The sequence below is a fragment of the Streptomyces sp. NPDC094147 genome (assembly GCF_044764265.1).
GTDB lineage: Bacteria > Actinomycetota > Actinomycetes > Streptomycetales > Streptomycetaceae > Streptomyces.
Genome location: NZ_JBIWHT010000014.1, coordinates 149,704 through 168,425, shown reverse-complemented (window position 1 = coordinate 168,425; position 18,722 = coordinate 149,704). Strand labels below are relative to the sequence as shown.

Here is an 18,722-nt window from a genome sequence, read left to right as displayed (position 1 = left end):
TTCCGGGTGGCGACAGGATGCCACGCCCGAGCCGGAGCGACCGGTGCGGTCGGGGGGAGAGACGCGTCATGGAGTCTGGACGAAGACTGAGCCGCCGAAGCGTGTTACGGACGGGCCTCGGCGCCGGGGGGGGGCTGGCGGTGGCGGCGAACCTGATGCCCTTCCTGCCCGGCAGGACCCGACCCGCCTGGGCCGACGCGTCCGCCGCCGGGGTTGCCTTCCCGGACTGGGCCAGGTTCGCGCGGCTCGCAGACGGCACCTTCGAGGACGACGCCGACCCCGATCGCGACATGGCGCCGGTCATCAGCGCGCTCAAGGCCCAGAACGTGAGCGTGATCGAGCTCGACACGATCCTGTCGAACTGGCTGACCGACCGTCAGTTCACCGACCACATGGCGAAGGTCAAGAGCTTCGTCGGCCTGGCGCACGCCGCCGGAATCCGCGTGGTCATGTACTACCCGTCACTCGAACTCATCAGCCCGGGAGGGGAGAAGGGGCCTTCCTTCTACAAGGACGGCAACGGCAAGGACTGGGTGCAGCGCGGCCTCGACGGCAAGCCGAACGTGTTCTACGGCAGCCTCGTCGTCTGGGTGGACCCGGGCGACGAGAGCTGCTGGCTGAGCCCCAACTCACCTTGGCACGACTACTACTTGACGCGCATCCGGGCGCTCGCCGCGACGGGTGTCGATGCGATCTGGCCGGACGTTCCGATCTACTTCGACGGCGCCCTGAGCTGGTGCGACGCCTCGACGTGGGCGACTTCGGCATTCAAGGCGGACACCGGCCTCGACATGCCCCGCACGGCCGACTTCAACGATCCCGCCTTCCGCCGCTACGTCGACTGGCGGCACCACAACCTGTTCCAGTGGCAGCTCGACATCGCCGCCGCCGGGCGCTCGGTCAACCCGGAGCTGGTCACGTTCGTGGAGACCGTGACCATGGACTACCAGTACGCCTCCACGGTCGGCCTCGACGGCGCGTACCTGCGCCGGACGGACGGCATCAGCCAGGTGTGGGAGGTGGACATCCTCGGCAACTACGACGGGATGCGCCATGCCACGGCGAGCGACTGGGTCTGCCTGATCTCCATGTACAAGTACGCGCGGGCCGCCAGCGGCACCAAGCCCGCCTGGGCGTTCTCGTACGGCTGGAAGGCGGACGACGCCTCGTTGGTGATGGCCGAGCTGCTCGCGGCGGGCTGCAATCCGTACGAGGTGAAGAGCCCGTTCAAGTCGGAGAGCACCGACACGGCGATGCGTACCCGCATGTTCGGCTTCGTCGCCGCCCACCAGGAGCAGCTGTTCAGCGCCACCCCCGGGGCGACGGTCGGCGTCTACCACTCGTCGGCGAGCCGCGACTTCGTGAGCCCCGTCCAGGGAAGCGGCATGTACGTCAACACCAGGCCGCCCGCCGGGGTCAAGGATCGAGGCCTCCGAGGAGAGCTGCACGCAGCAGAAGTGGCTCGGCGAGTTCCGCGGCACGGTCAAGGCGCTGGTGTACGCCCACATACCGTTCGACACCGTGCCGAGTCCCGGGATCACGGGCGCCGACCTCGCCGCCTACCGGGTGCTGTTCCTGCCCAACCTGCAAGCCCTGTCGGACGCCGAGGCGGGCGTGCTGCGGTCCTTCGTGGCGGGCGGCGGCACCGTCGTGATCACCGGCCCCGCGCCCACCGCCCTCGACGCGCTCGGCACCGCCAGGGCGGAGTACGCCCTCGCCGACGTGCTCGGCTTCCGCAAGGCCGACGCCCTGCCCGCCGGCAACCGTCATGCGTTCGGGGCGGGCACCTGCTGGTACTTCAAGGACCTGCTGGGTCTGTCCTACCTGTCGAGTACGGACCAGCCGAGCGCGGCTCAGCTGCTCGAACCGGTGCGCGCGGCGGCCCCGCCCGCCGTCTCGCTCAGCGGTGACCGCCGCATCCACCTGGAGTTGAGCCACCTCGGCAACGACACCGTCGTCCAGCTGGTCAACTTCACCAACTTCGCCGACTCCCCGGCCCCGTTCACGACGACCCCGGCCACCTGCGCGGTCACCCTGACGATCCCGGCAGGCCGGCAGGTGACCGCCGCCGCGGTCAGTTCACCGGACGGGGCCTCACCCGCACCGGTTCCGGTCCCGTGGCGGGTGACGGGCACGACGGTCACGATCGACCTGACGGTCATTCAGTACTCGCTGCTCACGGTGACGGTGAGCTGAGCCGTCACTGCCGCCGTGGGGCGGGGACGCGCCACAGCGTAGTCGGCCGGTCCTCGTCCCCGGGGTGGGACTCGAAGGCGATCCACCGCCCGTCGGGCGACCAGCTGGGTGCTCCGTCGTAGGTGCCGCTCTCGCTGGTCACCCGGACCGGGCGGCCGCCGGCGGAGGGGGTCACGAAGATCTTCGGGAGTTCGAGGCCGCCCGCGGTGGAGGAGAAGACCACCGAGGTGCCGTCGGGCGACCGGCTCGCGTCGGTGTGCTCGCCGACGCCCTCGGTGAGCCTGCGCACCGCGGTGCCGTCGGCGTTCATGACGTACAACGACCAGGCGTCGCCTGCCTGTTCACGCCGCTGGAAGACGAGCCGGTCGCCGCGCGGTGACCAGTTCGGCTGGCGGTTGTCCGTCCCGGTGGAGGGGCCGTCGAGCAGGCGGGTGAGACCGGAGCCGTCCTTGCGCACCTTCCACCTCGTTGTAGCCGCCGCGGAAGAGGGTGAACAGCAACGACTTGCCATTGGGCGAGAACGCGGGGTTCTGGGCGCTGGACTTCCCCGGGTCGCGGTAGAGCAGCTCGGCGCCGTCACCCCGTAGCGTCGGCGACGCGGTCGGAACAGGCGGACGCGGCGGCTCCGGATCGCTGCCGCACGCCGTCAGCACACCGGCGGCCAGGAGTGCCGCGAGGACGGGGCGACTGCGCACCAGGCGACCCTATGCGGCTCAACTCGCCCTGTTCAACGGACGTTTGCGCCATCCGCCCCGTCATCCCTCTGGGGTCCCGTCACTTACCCGGGCTGCACCGCGCATGCCGACCGCAACGACGGTCTCAGTCGTGCTTCCGGTCTTCGGGCCCGCCGTTCAGGCCCCCGCCGCGCCGCTGTCGAGGTGTTCGGCGATGCGCAGCAGGGCGGGCAGGGCGGCTCGTACGGCGGCGCGGTCGGCCTCGTTCAGGGCGTCGAGGGCGGTGTCGAGGCGGCGTTCGTGGGCCTCGGCCCAGGACATGAGCTGGGCGCGGCCGGCGCCGGTGAGGGTGACGACGGAGGCGCGGCGGTCGGCGGGGTCGACAGCGCGGGTGACGAGCCCGGCGGTGATCATCTGCCCGACGAGACCGGAGACCGTGCTCGCGGCCAGCCGCTGGCGGGTGGCGAGATCGCTGATGCGGGCCGGTGAGTGCTCGGCGAGGACTTGCAGCAGCTCGACCTGGGCCATGGGCAGGGTTTCCCACGGGTAGTCGGTGCGGATCGAGGCGCGCAGCGCGCGGCGCAGGCGAGTGACGGCCTCGGTGAGCAGGCGGGCGTCCGGCGTGGCGGCCCCGCCGGGCACGGGCGTCTCGGTGCGGGTCTGCGGCATGGAAGCAGCGTAGGGGGTGCCGGGTGGGTCAGGGCCGGGGTCGACTCCAGCCCGCTCCGACCCACCGGACACCCCGGGGGTGCCGACCACCCACCGTCATCCGAAAGCTTCGGGGTCCGATGTAATGTCGGGCGGGTCCTCCGGCAATGGCCCGGACCGTACGGCGAGAGCGATGATCCCCATGACGCTGGCGTATCTGCCGAGCCCCTCCCAGGGGGTGTGGCACCTCGGGCCCGTGCCGATCCGCGCGTACGCGCTGTGCATCATCGCCGGCGTCTTCGTCGCGGTGTGGCTGACCGGGCGGCGATGGGCCGCGCGCGGCGGCAACCGGGAGGACATCGCGGACATCGCCGTGTGGGCGGTGCCGTTCGGCCTGCTCGGCGGGCGGCTGTATCACGTGATCACCGATCCGGAGCTGTACTTCACCGCCGGGCAGCAGCCCATCCGCGCGCTGTACATCTGGGACGGCGGGCTCGGCATCCCGGGCGCCGTCGCACTCGGCGCGGTCGGGGCGTGGCTGGGCTGCCGCCGGCGCGGCATCAGGCTCGCGGACTTCGCGGACGCCGCCGCCCCGGGCCTGGTGCTGGCCCAGGCGATCGGGCGGTGGGGCAACTACTTCAACCAGGAGCTCTTCGGCGGCCCGACCGGCCTGCCCTGGAAACTCCTGATCGACCCGGCCCACCGCCCCGCGGACAGCCCCACCGTCGCCTTCTACCACCCCACCTTCCTGTACGAGTCACTGTGGGACCTCGGCGTGATGGCCCTGCTGCTGTGGCTCGACCGGCGCTACCGGCCGCGCCGGGGGAGGCTGTTTGCCTGCTACGTGCTGGCCTACACCGCGGGCCGCGCCTGGATCGAGGCGCTGCGCGTCGACCACGCCAACCACTTCCTCGGACTGCGCCTGAACGACTGGGTCTCCATCGCGCTGTTCGCCGGGGCCCTCGTCTACCTGTACGCCACCCGCCGCCCCGGGCCCCACGAGACACCGCCGGAGACGGTGAACACCGGGGCGGACCACGCGGACCATGAGGACAGGGAGCATTGATGGCAGGCGGCACCCCCACCGGCACCCCCATCGGCATCCCCATGGGCACCCCCACCGGCACGGCCCCGGCGGGGTGACTGGCTGGTCGTCGGCCTGAGGGCGGCCGGATTCACCCGCCAAAAACGATTATTTGACGGAATTCATAGGTGTACTGCGTATGTTTCGCCGTATGCCCTCGATGCGCTCCCGCCAGCCCGGATCCACCACCGTCCGCACCTTCCGGTTTCTCGGGGTCAGCATTCTGGCGGGCGCGCTGGCCGCCGGGATCGCGCTGCCCGTGGTGGGCGCGCTCGGAATGGGCGCCAAGTCCGCGGCGCAGAGCTTCAACGGCCTTCCCGACGAGTTCAAGACCCCGCCGCTCTCCCAGGCGTCCCAGATCTACGACGCCGACGGCGGTCTCATCGCCACCGTCTACGACCGCGACCGCACCGTCATACCCGGCGCGCAGATCGCCCCGGTCATGCGGAAGGCGCTCGTCGACATCGAGGACAACCGCTTCTACCAGCACGGCGCCGTGGACCTGCAGGGCGTGCTGCGCGCCCTGAACAAGAACGCGGCCAGCGGCAGCGTCGCCCAGGGTGCCTCCACCCTCACCCAGCAGTACGTGAAGAACGTGTTCGTGGAGCAGGCGGGCAGCGACCAGAAGGCGGTACTCGAAGCCCAGCGTCAGACCCTCGGCCGCAAGATCCAGGAACTGCGCTACGCGATCGAGCTGGAGCAGACCCTGCCCAAGGACCAGATCCTCACCAACTACCTGAACATCACCTTCTTCGGCGAGCAGGCGTACGGGATCGAGGCGGCCGCGGAGCGCTACTTCAGCGTGCACGCCAAGGACCTCTCGCTGCCCCAGGCGGCGCTCCTGGCCGGGCTCGTCCAGTCGCCGTCGATGTACGACCCGGTCACCAACGCCCGCCTGGCCAAGCAGCGCCGCGACACGGTGCTGACCAAGATGGCCCAGTACGGATCGATCACCACCGCGCAGGCCCAGCAGGCGATCGGCACACCGATCAAACTCCAGGTCAGCGCGCCGCGCCAGGGCTGCATCACCGCCCACCAGGGCGAGGGCTTCTTCTGCGACTACGTACACCGGGTCGTCGTCACGGATCCGGCGTTCGGCAAGACGGCCGCCGAGCGTCAGGCCCTGTGGAGCAGGGGCGGTCTGCAGATCCGCACGACGCTGGCCCCGAAAGCGCAGAAGGCCCTCCAGGAGTCGGTCACTTCGCATGCGTTCACGACGGACGATGCCGCCGCCGTGATGAGCCTCGTCCAGCCCGGCACCGGCAAGATCGTCGCGATGGGGCAGAGCCGCGACTACGGTCTGGGCGCCAACCAGACCGAGATCAACCTCAATGTCGGTACGGACATGGGCGGCGGCCTGGGCTTCCCGACCGGCTCGACCTTCAAGCCGATCGTGGCGGCCGCCGCGCTGGAGAACGGCACAGCGCCGGACCAGCAGTTCCCGGCGCCGTACTCCATGCCCTGGCCCGCCATGTCCGACTGCTCGGGCAACACCTACCCGGAGAGCGGCGAGGTCCACAACGACAGCCACTCCCTGGTCGGACCGTTCACCATGCCGGACGCCATGGCCCAGTCCGTCAACACCTACTTCGCCCAGCTGGAGGCCGACACGGGCCTGTGCCCGGTGGCGAAGATGGCCAACGCGCTCGGCATCACCGCGCAGGCGGGCGGCACCAAATTGCAGGTGGTCCCCTCGCTGACGCTGGGCAGCAACGACCTGACCCCGCTGCAGATGGCCAACGTGTACGCGACCTTCGCCAACCACGGCACGTACTGCACCCCGGTCGCCATCACCTCGGTGACCAAGCCGGACGGCCAGAACATCCCGGTGCCGCAGGCCAATTGCCACCAGGTGATGTCCCCGGAGACCGCCGACACCGTCACCACCATGCTCCTGGGCGTCGTCCAGGACGGCACCGGCAAGCCCGCCGGGCTGACCGACCGGGACAGCGCGGGCAAGACCGGCACCACCGACGCCAGCAAGCAGGTCTGGTTCGCGGGGTACACCCCCGAACTGTCCGGCGCCGCCGTCGTCAGCGACAGCAGGAGCCCGCGGGACCTCGACGGCCAGAGCATCGGCGGCACCACCGTCGGCCAGGCATTCGGCGGCACCCTCGCGGGCCCCGTCTGGCGCGACGCCATCGAGGGCGCACTCGCCGGAGACCCCGCCGGAACCCTCACCACGACCACGCTGCCCGGGGCCAAGGGCCCGAGGGGGTAAAAGGGGCAGGGGCCCGCCGAGGACCGGCCCGCGCCCGGGATCCCGGCGGCCGCCGCTCCTGTGCTCCCGGCCGTCTGTGCGGGGGCATTTCAGCCGCCCTTCGAACCCACGTCGCAGCATGTTCCGGCCAAACCCGTGACGGCGACCCCCCGCCATCACGGGGCCGGCAGCGCGGCCGCACCGCCTTACGACACGAAACGGAACGCGGAAGAGCAGGAAACGGCAGGAGCCGTTCCGTAGTGGGCAGTTGAAGATCCCGCACGTTATCGGTCTGTCGTACGATGCGTCATACCAGAGCGGGACGCTGTGCGTGGAACTTTGCCAACTGAGCACCGAGGGTGATGGATTGACGACTACCGTAAGTGGTCGCCGATCAATGTGGGCCCTACATCAGCCGAGTTGGGCCTGCCACAATGATCCCTGGGACCACCCCACGCACCGAGGACGCCGATGTCTCATCTCCGCGCACCTGCCGCGCGGCCGGACCGCCGCGAGGGCGGGCGGCACGGCCGCAACGCCACCCGGCCGCAGCAGCCCCCAGCCGGCGCCGGTCGCCAGGACCCGGCCGGCCGGGCGCCGATGCCCCCCGGACCGCGCCCGTCTCCCGAGTCCCGCATACGTCCGCAGCTGCTGCGCGCCGCCGTACTGCCCGCCACTGTGGCGGTGCTCTGCGGTGCGGCCGCCGTCGCCTTCACCCTGCACTCCACCGGCAAACATCCCTCGCCGGGACTCTGGGCCGCACTCGCGGGCCTGGCTGCGCTCGCGATCGCCGCACTGGTGGCGGCCGGAATCGGCGCGGACCGCGCCGCCAAGACCGTGCTCGGCCGCGCCAACGGACTGCGCCGCGGCAGCGCCCGCTCCGCCGCCGACCTCCGTACGGTCGTCGAGGCTCTGCGCCGCGGCGAAGGCCCGCCCGCGCGCCACGCTCCGGCCCAACTACCCGCGGGAGCGGACGAGTTCGAGCTGCTCGCGCTTGAGCTGACCCGCTCCCACGACGCGGCGGTGGCCGCCGTGGTGCAGGCCTCCCAGCTCTCCAGCAGCGTCGGCAACGAGCAGAAGGTCGAGGTCTTCGTCAACCTCGCCCGCAGGCTCCAGTCCCTCGTCCACCGCGAGATCCAGCTCCTGGACGAGCTGGAGAACGAGGTCGAGGACCCGGAGCTGCTCAAGGGCCTGTTCCACGTCGACCACCTGGCCACCCGCATCCGCCGGCACGCCGAGAACCTCGCCGTGCTCGGCGGCGCCATCTCGCGGCGCCAGTGGTCCCACCCCGTCACCATGACCGAGGTCCTGCGCTCCTCCATCGCCGAGGTCGAGCAGTACCCCCGGGTCAAACTGGTGCCGCCGATCGACGGGACGCTGCGCGGCCACGCCGTCGCCGACGTCATTCACCTCCTCGCCGAACTGGTCGAGAACGCCACCGTGTTCTCGGCCCCGCACACCCAAGTCCTGCTGCGCGCCCAGCATGTGACGGCTGGTCTGGCCGTCGAGGTCGAGGACCGGGGCCTGGGCATGCCGGTCACCGAGCAGAACAAGATGAACGCGCTGCTCTCCGACCCCGACCAGGTCAACGTCGCCCACCTCCTCCAGGACGGCCGCATCGGGCTGTTCGTGGTCTCGGCCCTCGCCCGCAGGCACGGCATCGCGGTCCGCCTCCAGACCAACATCTACGGCGGAGTGCAGGCCGTACTCGTGCTGCCGCAGGGCCTGTTGGGAGCCGAGCAGGAAGGCGTCAACCAGTCGGGCGACGCCCCGCAGCACGCCACCGAGAGCACCGGCCGGATGCCCGCGGTCCCGGCACCCGCCCAGGTCGCGCGATCCGCCGAGGTGAGCGCCCCGCTGCCGCCCGCCGTCCCCGCGCCCGCCCTCGCCTCCGTACCCGTACCCCCGCAACCCGCGCACCAGGCGCGGCCGAGCCACGACCTGCCGCCCGCGCCCAGGCCGCACCTGGCCGAGCCGACCACGGCCGGACACGGCAGCGTGCCCCTGCCGGTCCGCGGGACGCACGACGAGCGGCCCAACCCGGCGGCCGCGCCCCCCGGCATCCACCACGGCACCGCTCCCGATCCCGCCGACCCCCGGCTGCCCCCCGTGCCGCGGGCCCAGAACGGTGCCGTCCGCGGCACCATGGGCCGCCCCGACCTGCCCCGGCGCCGCAGCCAGGAGCACCTGGTACCCCAGCTGCGGGACGCACCCGTACCCCGCCGGGACGACGAGAACGCCCTGCACGACCCGGGGCTGATGGCCGCCTTCCAGCGGGGCATCGGACTCGCCGAGGCCCAGCAGAGCCACTCCGCACAGCCGACCCACCTCTCCCCCCAGGCGCACCAGTTGGACACTGACGCCGAACACTCCAAGGAGTAGATGCACCATGGCGAGCGATGCGCCGACCGGACACGTCTCGGACCTCGACTGGCTGCTGAGCGGACTGGTCCAGCGGGTGCCCTACACCCGCAATGCGGTTCTGCTCTCCTCCGACGGTCTGGTGAAGTCCGTTCACGGCCTGGACACCGACAGCGCCGACCACATGGCGGCCCTCGCCTCCGGCCTGTATTCGCTGGGCCGCAGCGCGGGGGCGCGCTTCGGCGACGGCGGTGAAGTCAGGCAGGTGGTGGTGGAGCTCGACTCCACGCTGCTGTTCGTGTCCACGGCCGGATCGGGCACCTGTCTCGCCGTCCTGGCCGGCCGGGAGGCCGACGCGGCGGTCCTCGGCTATGAGATGGCCATGCTCGTCAAGAGCGTACGGCCCTATCTCGTGACCCCGGCCCGGCAAGGCGCCGGATCACCGAGCGGCCTGAGGAGTTGACCGTGCCGGCCCCGCAGGACGGGCCGTGGCTGGACGATGCGGCGGGGCGGCTGATCCGCCCCTACACCGTCAGCAACGGACGCACCAGGCCGACCGCGACCCTGGACCTGCTCTCGCAGGTCATGGCCACCGGCTCGGTGCCCCAGGCACATCTGGGGCCCGAGCACTCGCAGGCCCTCGGCCTGTGCAAGGGACCCACCTCGGTGGCGGAGATCTCGGCGCACCTGCGGCTGCCGGCCGTCGTCACCAAGGTGCTCCTGTCCGACCTGGTGGACTGCGGGGCGGTGACCGCACGGGCCCCCCGCTTCCACCACACGCCCACCGACCGATCTCTGCTGGAGGCAGTCCTCGATGGCCTACGACGACGGCTTTGAAGCCCTCCCCACCGGGGACGCCGTGGACCTGTTCCCGACCGCGCTGAAGATCCTCGTCGCGGGCGGGTTCGGGGTCGGCAAGACGACCTTTGTCGGAGCGGTCAGCGAGATCGAACCGCTCTCCACCGAAGAGCTGCTCACCACGGTCAGCGTGGCGCACGACAGTCTCGAAGGGGTCGAGTCCAAGACGACCACCACGGTCGCCATGGACTTCGGCCGCATCACCCTCGACGACCGCCACGTGCTCTATCTGTTCGGCACGCCCGGACAGGTGCGCTTCTGGTTCATGTGGGACGAGCTGTCCGAGGGAGCCCTGGGCGCGGTGATCCTCGCCGACACCCGGCGGCTCGACGAATGCTTCTCCGCCGTGGACTTCTTCGAGCGGCGCGGGATCGGATTCCTCGTCGCCGTCAACGAGTTCGACGGTTCCTACCGCTACGAGCCGGAGGAGGTGCGGGCCGCCATAGACCTCAAGCCCGAGGTCCCCGTCGTGCTCTGCGACGCCCGCATCGGCAGTTCCGGCATCAGCACGCTGGTCACCCTGGTCCAGCACCTGCTCGCCACCATCCCGGCAGCCACCAGCCATGGAGCCTGACTATGACGTACGACCCGACCGGACACCTGCTGCTCACCCCCATCGACCGGGAGGCGCCGGTGCGTGTGCAGCGGCTGCGCCAGCTGGGGATAGGGGAGCAGTCCGACCCCGCTTTCGACGAATTCGCCCACAAGCTCGCCGAGGTGACCGGGGCGCCCTTCTCGATGGTCAACTTCATCGATGAGAACCAGCAGTTCTTCGCCGGACTGCACACCCCGAACGGCACCCGCACCGGCTCGGACCTCGGAGCTACGGCCACGGCCGGCGGGGTCAGCCGGATCATGGCTCGCGACCACGGGTACTGCCCGCACGTCGTGGTCCGCCGCAAGGCGCTGGTCCTGGAGGACGTCTGCGACTACCCGCGCTTCGCGGGCAATCCGGTCGTGGACGAGATCGGCATCCGGTCGTATCTGGGGGCGCCGCTCATCGACCGTACGGGCATCGCGCTCGGCACGATCTGCGTGGTCGACACCGAACCCAGGCCCTGGGGCCGGGCCGGGCTCGAAACGATCAAGTCGATGGCGGCGGAGCTGGTCGAGCAGATCCACCGGCGCGAGGACGGCGGCTTCTGACCGCCGTCCCGATCGTGCGGCGCGCGGTCAGTGGGCCGCGGCCAGCTCCTCCATGCGCACCAGCTCGGAGAGCCGCTGGGACCACTGGCCCTTCGCCGTGCCCAGCGCCACCTCGGCCAGCCGCAGCAGCTGTACGTCCGAGGTGCCGGCCGGGGCGAAGATGTGGTGGGCGTCGCGCAGATACCGCTCGATGGGGCGGTCGGTGAACAGGCCGGCCGCCGCGTGGATCTCCATGGCGTTGCGCGCCGAGTCCAGCGCCGACTCCACATTGACCACCTTGGCGTTCATCAGCTCGGCGTCGCACGGCAGGCCCTGGTCGAGCAGATGCACCGCGTGGTAGGCGACGAGCCGGGCCGTCATCAGCCGGGACTGCAACTGCCCCAACTTGATTTTGATGTTGGGGAGTTCGTACAACGGGCTGCCGTAGCGGATCCGCTCCGTGCAGAACTTGGCCGTCTCCTCCAGGATCGCCTGGTGGATGCCGAGCGAGACCGCGGTCAGGTTGGCCCGCCCGTACAGCACGCTGGAGGAGTACGCGACGGCGAGGCCGTCGCCCTCCTCGCCGAGCCGATGGGAGGCGGGAACACGGCAGTTGTCGAAGTGCAGCTCGCCGAAGCTGAAGCCGTGCAGCCCCATCGACTCGCGGTGCTCGCCCAGTGAGAGGCCCGGCCGGTCGGACTCGACGAGGAAGGCGGAAAGCCCCTGGGAGCCGGGCCCGGTGCGCAGCACCACACCGTGGAGATCGCCGACATGGCTGTTGCCGACATAGACTTTTCGGCCATTGAGTACGTAGTCGTCACCGTCGCGGACCGCGCTCGCCGCCATTCCCAGCACGTGGCCGCCCGACTCGGGCTCGGTGACGGCGATCGTGGGCAGGCACTCACCCGCGGAGACCGCCGGCAGCCAGGTCTTCTTCTGCTCCTCGTTCCCGAAGTGGACGATCTTGGCGACACCGAGCTGGGAGGCCTGAACCATGGCGCCCATCGCGCCGCTGACCCGGGACAGCTCCTCGATGATGATGGTCTTGCCGAGGTGCCCGACCCCCATCCCGCCGTATGCGGGGCTGACGGTGGCTCCGATCCAGCCCTGCCGGGCGATGAGCTGCGACAGTTCGTGCTGGACGGTGCGGGCCGCCTCCATCTCGGCGATCCGTGGCCGGACCTCGCGTTCCGCGAAGTGCCTGACGTCTTCCCTGAGTTGATGGTGCAGCCGGGTGTTGAAGTATCCGTCCATCCGTGAGCCCTCCTCCGCGAAACGCCTGTCGCGGGTGGCCCGCGCAGGTGGTGCATCGGCAGTGGTCCCGTTCCGAAGAGGCCGACCCCCCTCATGCTGTTGATCACCGTCGGCTCGTACAACATTCATCGTCAACTTTGGCCAGAATCCGGCGTGTTGACGTGTGATTGACGATGTGTTCTGTGTGGTCCGGCCCGTTCGGTCCCAGTCGATTGCATCCCCTTCACCCATGTTTCTGCCACATGCCCACGGCAAAGGTTTCGTGGGCATGTGGCACTGAGGGACAGCAAGCGGAATCAGATGGGCACGGTCGTGACATCGGAGGACAGTCGAAGAAGCGGTTCGGCTTCGAGATCGACGCAAACGGACTCTCCTTGATGCGTGTGGGTGACCGCCGGGGGCCTGTGCCGCCGTACTGACCGTCCCCGTCCCGCCGCTGGGGTGGCGTCGGGTGGCGGATCGCCCTGCCGCGGAACGGAGTTCATCTGCGAACGGGCGCCCCGAGCAACCGACCCGGAATGCCGTGCGAGCATCTCTGTCACACCTCTCACCTGGCCGTTTTCCATCCGGGGAGGAGCGCGGCGGAACCGTGTCCGAAGCCGGCGCGAGCGGTTGTGGTGCGCGGCGCGGCGAGTGGAGCGCTGAATCGACGGTACGGCACCGCCTCGGGGAGTCCGCGTCGGCTGAGGGTCCCGGTCTCTCAACTCGCGTTCACCGCAAGGGAGTAGATCACATACGGAGGGAGCGTGAACGCCCTCTCGCGCCAGAACGCCAACGCCGGTGAGCAGCGCGTTGGGGTACGGTGCGGCGCGAACGGCGTGACCAGGTGGTGCGGGGCGCATGCCGGTGTGGGCGATGCGGAACCAGGTGCCGCTGCGGCGGGCTCCCTCGGCATCGGCGTGATCCAGCCGGAGAGCAACTGTATCCGGACACGGCACGCCGAGGCCACACCCGGGTTGAACGCGCGGCCCGCGTGGCCGAACAGGCCCGTGTGGTCCCTGAGGTGTGGGGAAGTGGTGAGGAATCCGGCCACCGGTCGTGCCGCGCGGGCGAACGCCCGGCCGGAGCCCGTACCCGGCTGCCGCGATGTACCCGCATCGCGCACCGGCATCGAGAACAATGCGCAGCGTGCCCGTCGGCACCGGCACCCGGCCGGCCCTTCGCACCGGCGTTGCGCTCCGTAGCCCGCCCCTCGGCAACACCGCCCGACGAGAAGGAAGTTGACATGACCGACCTCCGTATCGGCGTCATCGGATACGGCATGCGCGGCAGCATCGCGCGCACCGCGCACCGGCCCGGACGCGGCTCGACCGTCGCCGCCGTCGCGGACCCCGACCCCCGGGCCCGCGCGGCCGCCGCCGCGGCGTTTCCCGGCGTGCTCGTGGTCGGTGACCACCGAGAGGTGACCGAGGCCCCGGACCTCGACGCGGTGCTCGTCCTCACCCCCGACCACACCCACGCCGACCTCGCCTGCGCCGCCCTGCTCGCCGGGAAGCCGGTCTTCGTGGAAAAGCCCCTCGACATCACGGTCGAGCGCTGCGACGAGATCCTGCACACCGCGCGCGAGACCGGCACCCGGCTGTACGTGGGCCACAACATGCGGCACATGCCCGTCGTGCGGATGATGCGCGACCTCATCGGCCGCGGCGCCATCGGCACCGTCAAGACGGTCTGGGTGCGCCACTTCGTGGGGTACGGCGGCGACTGGTACTTCAAGGACTGGCACGCCGAGCGCCGGTACACCACCGGTCTCCTGCTGCAGAAGGCGGCGCACGACATCGACGTGCTGCACTGGCTGTCCGGCGGCTACACGCGCGACGTCCAGGCCATGGGCGATCTGATGGTGTACGGGGACAATCCGCACCGCAGGGCTCCCGGCGAGCCCAAGACGGACGACTGGTACACCGAGGACGGCCACTGGCCACCGCACACCCAGCGCGCGCTCAACCCCGTCATCGACATCGAGGACGTCTCCCTGCTCAACATGCGCCTCGACAACGGCGTCCTCGCCTCCTATCAGCAGTGCCACTTCACCCCGGACTACTGGCGCAACTACACGGTCATCGGCGACGCGGGCCGTCTGGAGAACTTCGGCGACGGCCCCGGTGGCCACGTGAAGGTCTGGAACTCCCGGCGCTCCGAGTACCGCGCCGAGCCCGACGAGACGTACGAGATCCCCAAGGCCGAGGACGACCGCGGCCACGGCGGCGCGGACCCACTGATCATCGACGAGTTCCTGCGCTTCGTACGCGAGGGCGGCCGCACCGACACCTCACCGGTGGCGGCCCGGATGGCGGTGGCGGCGGGCTACCAGGCCACGGCCTCCCTGCGGGCCGGCGGCACCCCCCGCGAGGTCCCGCGGCTCGACCCGGAACTGGTGGCGTACTTCGAGCGGGGGCAGCGGTAGGGGTGCCGCCGGGCCCGGCCGGGCACCGTCGCGCGTCGTGCCGGAAACGGGTTCGTGACCACCCGGTGAAGTGCGGTATTGTTCTGATGCGCGTTCGGCCAGGGGAAACCCCAGGTCAGACGAGCACCGGGACGTGGCGCAGCTTGGTAGCGCACTTGACTGGGGGTCAAGGGGTCGCAGGTTCAAATCCTGTCGTCCCGACCAGCGTATTCGCCGGTCGGAGGCCGCTTTCGCAGAGATGCGAGGGCGGCCTTTCTGCTGCTTCCGGGGCTGCGCGGAGCCGAGCGGTCACGTTCTGCGACCGGCCTCGCGTCGGGGGTGTCACTGCGGTGACAGAGTGGATCACCGTGCCGGGGGAAAGCGATTACGATCCGGGCTCATGAGCACCTCGGATCAGGAGCAAACGGTGGACGCGGCCACGGGAGCGCCCGGAGCGGCGAAGGTGACGGTACCGGAACAGCCCCCGGCGCGGCGGCCCTCGACCCCGGAGAACGCCGAAGCCCGCGATGGCGCACAGGGCTCCGAGTCCCCCCGGTCCGAGGCTCCGGCAGTCGCCCAACAGGCCGATGGTTCCGATGAGTTGAACGACTCGAAGGACTCGAAGGACTCGAAGGGCTTGACCGCGGCCGCGAAGGAACCCGCCGGTTCCGTGGGCGACGTCATGGACCCGGAGGCCCCCGAGGACTCCGACGACTCCACGGACGAGCCCGTGCGGCAGGGCATGGCGCCCCGGCAGGCGCGGCGGCTGCGGATGGTTGCCGCCGGTGTGCTCATGGCGGCGATGGCGGTGGTCCTCGTCGTACGTCTGGCGACCCGTTCCTCCGTGCTCGTCGTCGGCGTGTACGGACTCGCGCTGATCCTGTGCGGTGTGGTCATCGAGCTGAGCCGCAACGGGCGTACCCGGCTGGGTTCCTGGCTCCTGGTGGTGGGTCTCGCCGCCGCGCTCGGCATGGACTGGTTCGTCCTGCCGTAGCGGGATCGGTCGGCCCGGCCCCGAATGTCCTCGGCTCCTTCGGCCGCCGCACCCTTCGAGGGGCGCGGCTGGCGAAGGGGCCGATCCTGTCCGCGCGCCCGCAACCTCCGTAAGGGAACGAGAGATTCACAGGGCCCCCAGCGCCCAGCCGTTGACATGTACCCGGCCCACGGTGAATCTTGATGCTCGAAACTCCACTGTTCCAAGCATGAACGCGCACGCCGCGCGCTCGGCTGCTGCTCGGTACGAACGGAGAACGACCCTTGCGGATCCACCGGCACCGTCCCCACCCGCCCAGACGGCCCGCCGTCGCCGTGCTCTCGGCGCTCGCGCTCGCCCTCACCGCCCTGACCGTTCCGGCCGCCCATGCCGAGGCCGCGGCGCCGCCCGGCGGCGTCCTGGACAGCGGTACGAAGTCCGTGACCTGGCAGAGCCCGGTCTACGAGAAGGGCACGGTCGGCTCGCCCGACAAGTGTCCGCCGCCCGAGCAGGACCCGGTGAACGCGGTCTGCGACCGCTTCGACCTGACCGTGAACCCGCCGGCCGGCCAGTGGGACGACAACCCGGAGGGCGGTGTGCCCGTCTCCATCCAATGGGCCACCCCCACCGACGACTTCGACCTGTACATCTACGACGCCGCCGGCAAGCAGGTCGCCTCCAGCGCGGGCACCGCCGACCCCGAGGCGACCGTCATCCCGAAGGCGTCGGGGACGTACCACGTGGTCGTCGTCCCCTACGACGTGCACCACACCTCGTTCACCGGCAAGGCCTACCTGCCCGAGCCGGCCGACGCCGGGAACCTCACCGGCTTCAGCGGCAAGGACGGCACGTACGACATCGCGGCGGGCGCGCTCAGGGCCCGCGCGGACTTCCTCGCCGACGACACTCTGCGGCTGCGCGCCGCCCCGGACGGCGCCTTCACCGACCCGCCCGGCAGCCACATGATCCGGACCGAGCCGAAGCCGCAGAAGGACACCAAGTCCTTTGACGCGGGCGCCTATTACGGGATCCGGAGCAAGGGCGTCGTCCTGCGCGTCTACAAGAAGCCGCTCCGCTTCGCCCTCTACAAGGCCGACAACCGCACCGCGATCTGGTCGGAGGCCGACCCGCTGCGCTGGACCTCCGGTGGCATGCGGCAGAGCCTGACCCGCGGAGCCGCCGAGCAGTTCTTCGGCGGCGGCGAGCAGAACGGCAGCTTCTCCCACCGCGACCAGGTCAGACACGTCGGCAACAACACCAACTGGAACGAAGGGGGCTGGAACAACTCGCAGCCCTTCTACATCTCCTCCGCCGGATACGGCGTGTTCCGCAACACCTTCACCCCGGGTGTGTACGACTTCGGGCCGCGGGTGCGCACCGGTCAGCAGGAACGGCGCCTGGACGCCTACTACTTCACCGGTGACGTGAAGTCGGTCATCAGCAAGTACACCTCCCTCGTCGGCAAGCCCTTCATGCCGCCCGTGTACGGGCTCGAACCGGGCGACTCCGACTGCTACCTCCACAACGCCAACCGGGGCGAGCGGCACACCCTGGACGCGCTCAAGGTCGCCGACGGCTACGTCCAGAACCAGATGCCGCTCGGCTGGATGCTCGTCAACGACGGGTACGGCTGCGGCTACGAGAACCTCGCCGAGACCGGCAAGGGCCTCCGGGCCCACAACACCCAGCTGGGCCTGTGGACCCAGGACGGCCTCGACAAGCTCGCCGAGCAGGTCAAGGCGGGCCAGCGGGTCGCCAAACTCGACGTCGCCTGGGTCGGCAACGGGTACGGCTTCGCCCTGAACGCCTGCGACCAGGCCAAGGCCGGCATCGAGGACAACAGCGACGCCCGCGGCTTCGTATGGCTGCCCGTCTCCTGGTCCGGCGCCCAGCGCTGCGGCGTCCTGTGGAGTGGCGACCAGAAGCTCAGCTGGGACTACCTCCGCTGGCAGATCCCCACCTATGCGGGCGCCACGCTCTCCGGCATCGCGTACAACACGGGCGACATCGGCAGCATCTTCGGCCATGACCCCAAGATGTACACCCGGGACCTCCAGTGGAAGGCCTTCCTGCCCGCCGTGATGACCATGGACGGCTGGGCCAAGAACCTCACCACCGGAAAGGCCGCCGACCAGCAGCCCTGGCTCGACGGCGAGCCGTATGCCGCCATCAACCGCAAGTACCTCCAGCTGAAGGAGCGGCTCATCCCGTACATGTACGGGCTCTCCAAGGACGCCACGAAGACCGGCGTCGGCGCGGTCCGCCCGCTGTCCCTGGAGTACCCGGACGACCCGGGGACCCTCGGCCCCGACGCCAAGTACGAGTTCCTGGCCGGACCCGACTTCCTGGTCGCACCCGTCTACAGCGACACTAGCGTCCGCAACGGCATCTACCTGCCCAAGGGCACCTGGACCGACTACTGGACCGGCAAGACCTACCAGGGGCCCACGACCGTCAACAACTACGCGGCACCGCTCGACACCCTCCCGCTCTTCGTGAAGGGCGGCTCGATCGTGCCGATGTGGCCCAAGGGCACGACGTCCTGGCAGACCCGGGACAAGGGCGAACTCGACTACGACATCTACCCGCAGCGGGGCAGCTCCGCCTACACGCTGTACGAGGACGACGGGGTCACCCGGCAGTACGCCCAGGGCTCCTCGGCCACCCAGCGGGTCGAGGTCACCTCGGCCGGGCGTGCGTCGGTCGTCAACATCGGTGCCAGCGTGGGTAGTTACCAGGGGAAGCCGTCCACCCGCTCCTACCGCTTCACCGTGCACACCAAGTCGGCGCCCGCGATCGTCGCCCTCGGCGGGGACCGGCTGCACCGGTACGGTTCCGCCGCCGAGCTCGACGCGGCGGGCACCGGATGGTTCCACGACGCCGCGACCGGAGTGACGGAGGTCAGGACACCGTCCCTGTCCACCGGGCACGGCTTCTCGGTCGAGCTCGTCTGAACGACCGCC

At 70.5% G+C, this 18,722-nt stretch carries 15 protein-coding genes, 1 tRNA gene and 1 pseudogene; 13 read left to right on the top strand and 4 right to left on the bottom strand.

Annotation, left to right across the window (positions count from 1 at the left end):
- Positions 1-1,036: 1,036 nt before the first annotated feature.
- A complete protein-coding gene (locus ACIQ8J_RS21790) occupies positions 1,037-1,312 on the bottom strand; it encodes a hypothetical protein (protein ID WP_403275562.1) in 276 nt (91 codons plus the stop codon).
- A gap of 182 nt (positions 1,313-1,494) precedes the next feature.
- Here ACIQ8J_RS21790 and ACIQ8J_RS21785 point away from each other — a divergent pair.
- Positions 1,495-1,719, top strand: a pseudogene (locus ACIQ8J_RS21785) (beta-galactosidase trimerization domain-containing protein); the annotation flags it as partial.
- Between the two features lie 150 nt (positions 1,720-1,869).
- The gene (locus ACIQ8J_RS21780) at positions 1,870-2,196 is read left to right on the top strand and encodes a hypothetical protein (protein WP_403275589.1); all 327 of its coding nucleotides are present in this window, start codon (positions 1,870-1,872) and stop codon (positions 2,194-2,196) included.
- A gap of 4 nt (positions 2,197-2,200) precedes the next feature.
- Here ACIQ8J_RS21780 and ACIQ8J_RS21775 read toward each other — a convergent pair whose 3' ends face one another.
- Complete coding sequence (locus tag ACIQ8J_RS21775; RefSeq protein ID WP_403275561.1) at positions 2,201-2,653, bottom strand: TolB family protein; 453 nt, start codon at positions 2,651-2,653, stop codon at positions 2,201-2,203.
- Positions 2,654-3,047: 394 nt separating this feature from the next.
- Complete coding sequence (locus tag ACIQ8J_RS21770) at positions 3,048-3,539, bottom strand: MarR family winged helix-turn-helix transcriptional regulator (protein ID WP_403275560.1); 492 nt, start codon at positions 3,537-3,539, stop codon at positions 3,048-3,050.
- A 181-nt stretch (positions 3,540-3,720) separates the two neighbouring features.
- Here ACIQ8J_RS21770 and lgt point away from each other — a divergent pair, with 181 nt between their 5' ends.
- The 7 genes from lgt to ACIQ8J_RS21735 all read left to right on the top strand — a co-directional run bounded on the left by lgt (position 3,721) and on the right by ACIQ8J_RS21735 (position 11,167).
- On the top strand, positions 3,721-4,584 hold the full coding sequence (lgt, locus tag ACIQ8J_RS21765; RefSeq protein ID WP_403275588.1) for a prolipoprotein diacylglyceryl transferase: 864 nt from the start codon (positions 3,721-3,723) through the stop codon (positions 4,582-4,584).
- Positions 4,585-4,753: 169 nt separating this feature from the next.
- Positions 4,754-6,823, top strand: coding sequence for a transglycosylase domain-containing protein (locus ACIQ8J_RS21760; RefSeq protein ID WP_403275558.1), 2,070 nt, complete (start codon positions 4,754-4,756; stop codon positions 6,821-6,823).
- 450 nt (positions 6,824-7,273) lie between these two features.
- Positions 7,274-9,184 (top strand): ATP-binding protein, encoded by a 1,911-nt coding sequence (locus ACIQ8J_RS21755; RefSeq protein ID WP_403275557.1) that lies wholly within the window; start codon positions 7,274-7,276, stop codon positions 9,182-9,184.
- 7 nt (positions 9,185-9,191) lie between these two features.
- Positions 9,192-9,626, top strand: coding sequence for a roadblock/LC7 domain-containing protein (locus ACIQ8J_RS21750; protein WP_403275556.1), 435 nt, complete (start codon positions 9,192-9,194; stop codon positions 9,624-9,626).
- Between the two features lie 2 nt (positions 9,627-9,628).
- On the top strand, positions 9,629-10,000 hold the full coding sequence (locus ACIQ8J_RS21745; protein ID WP_399052044.1) for a DUF742 domain-containing protein: 372 nt from the start codon (positions 9,629-9,631) through the stop codon (positions 9,998-10,000).
- Positions 9,978-10,595 carry a GTP-binding protein gene (locus ACIQ8J_RS21740; RefSeq protein ID WP_403607917.1) on the top strand — a complete coding sequence of 206 codons (618 nt, stop codon included), beginning with the start codon at positions 9,978-9,980 and terminating at the stop codon, positions 10,593-10,595. The genes ACIQ8J_RS21745 and ACIQ8J_RS21740 overlap by 23 nt, the downstream gene beginning before the upstream one ends.
- A gap of 2 nt (positions 10,596-10,597) precedes the next feature.
- Positions 10,598-11,167, top strand: a complete 570-nt coding sequence (locus ACIQ8J_RS21735; RefSeq protein ID WP_403275554.1) for a GAF domain-containing protein — start codon at positions 10,598-10,600, stop codon at positions 11,165-11,167.
- Between the two features lie 27 nt (positions 11,168-11,194).
- On the opposite strand, the gene ACIQ8J_RS21730 is transcribed toward ACIQ8J_RS21735, so the two are convergent.
- Entirely contained in the window at positions 11,195-12,400 is a 1,206-nt protein-coding gene (locus ACIQ8J_RS21730; RefSeq protein ID WP_403275553.1) for an acyl-CoA dehydrogenase family protein, read from the bottom strand.
- Positions 12,401-13,625: 1,225 nt separating this feature from the next.
- Here ACIQ8J_RS21730 and ACIQ8J_RS21725 point away from each other — a divergent pair.
- From ACIQ8J_RS21725 to ACIQ8J_RS21710, 4 genes are all read left to right on the top strand, one after another.
- On the top strand, positions 13,626-14,807 hold the full coding sequence (locus ACIQ8J_RS21725) for a Gfo/Idh/MocA family protein (protein WP_403275552.1): 1,182 nt from the start codon (positions 13,626-13,628) through the stop codon (positions 14,805-14,807).
- Positions 14,808-14,934: 127 nt separating this feature from the next.
- Positions 14,935-15,011 (top strand) — tRNA-Pro (locus tag ACIQ8J_RS21720).
- Positions 15,012-15,186: 175 nt separating this feature from the next.
- A complete protein-coding gene (locus tag ACIQ8J_RS21715) occupies positions 15,187-15,780 on the top strand; it encodes a hypothetical protein (RefSeq protein WP_403275551.1) in 594 nt (197 codons plus the stop codon).
- 263 nt (positions 15,781-16,043) lie between these two features.
- Positions 16,044-18,713 carry a TIM-barrel domain-containing protein gene (locus ACIQ8J_RS21710; protein ID WP_403275550.1) on the top strand — a complete coding sequence of 890 codons (2,670 nt, stop codon included), beginning with the start codon at positions 16,044-16,046 and terminating at the stop codon, positions 18,711-18,713.
- Positions 18,714-18,722: the final 9 nt, after the last annotated feature.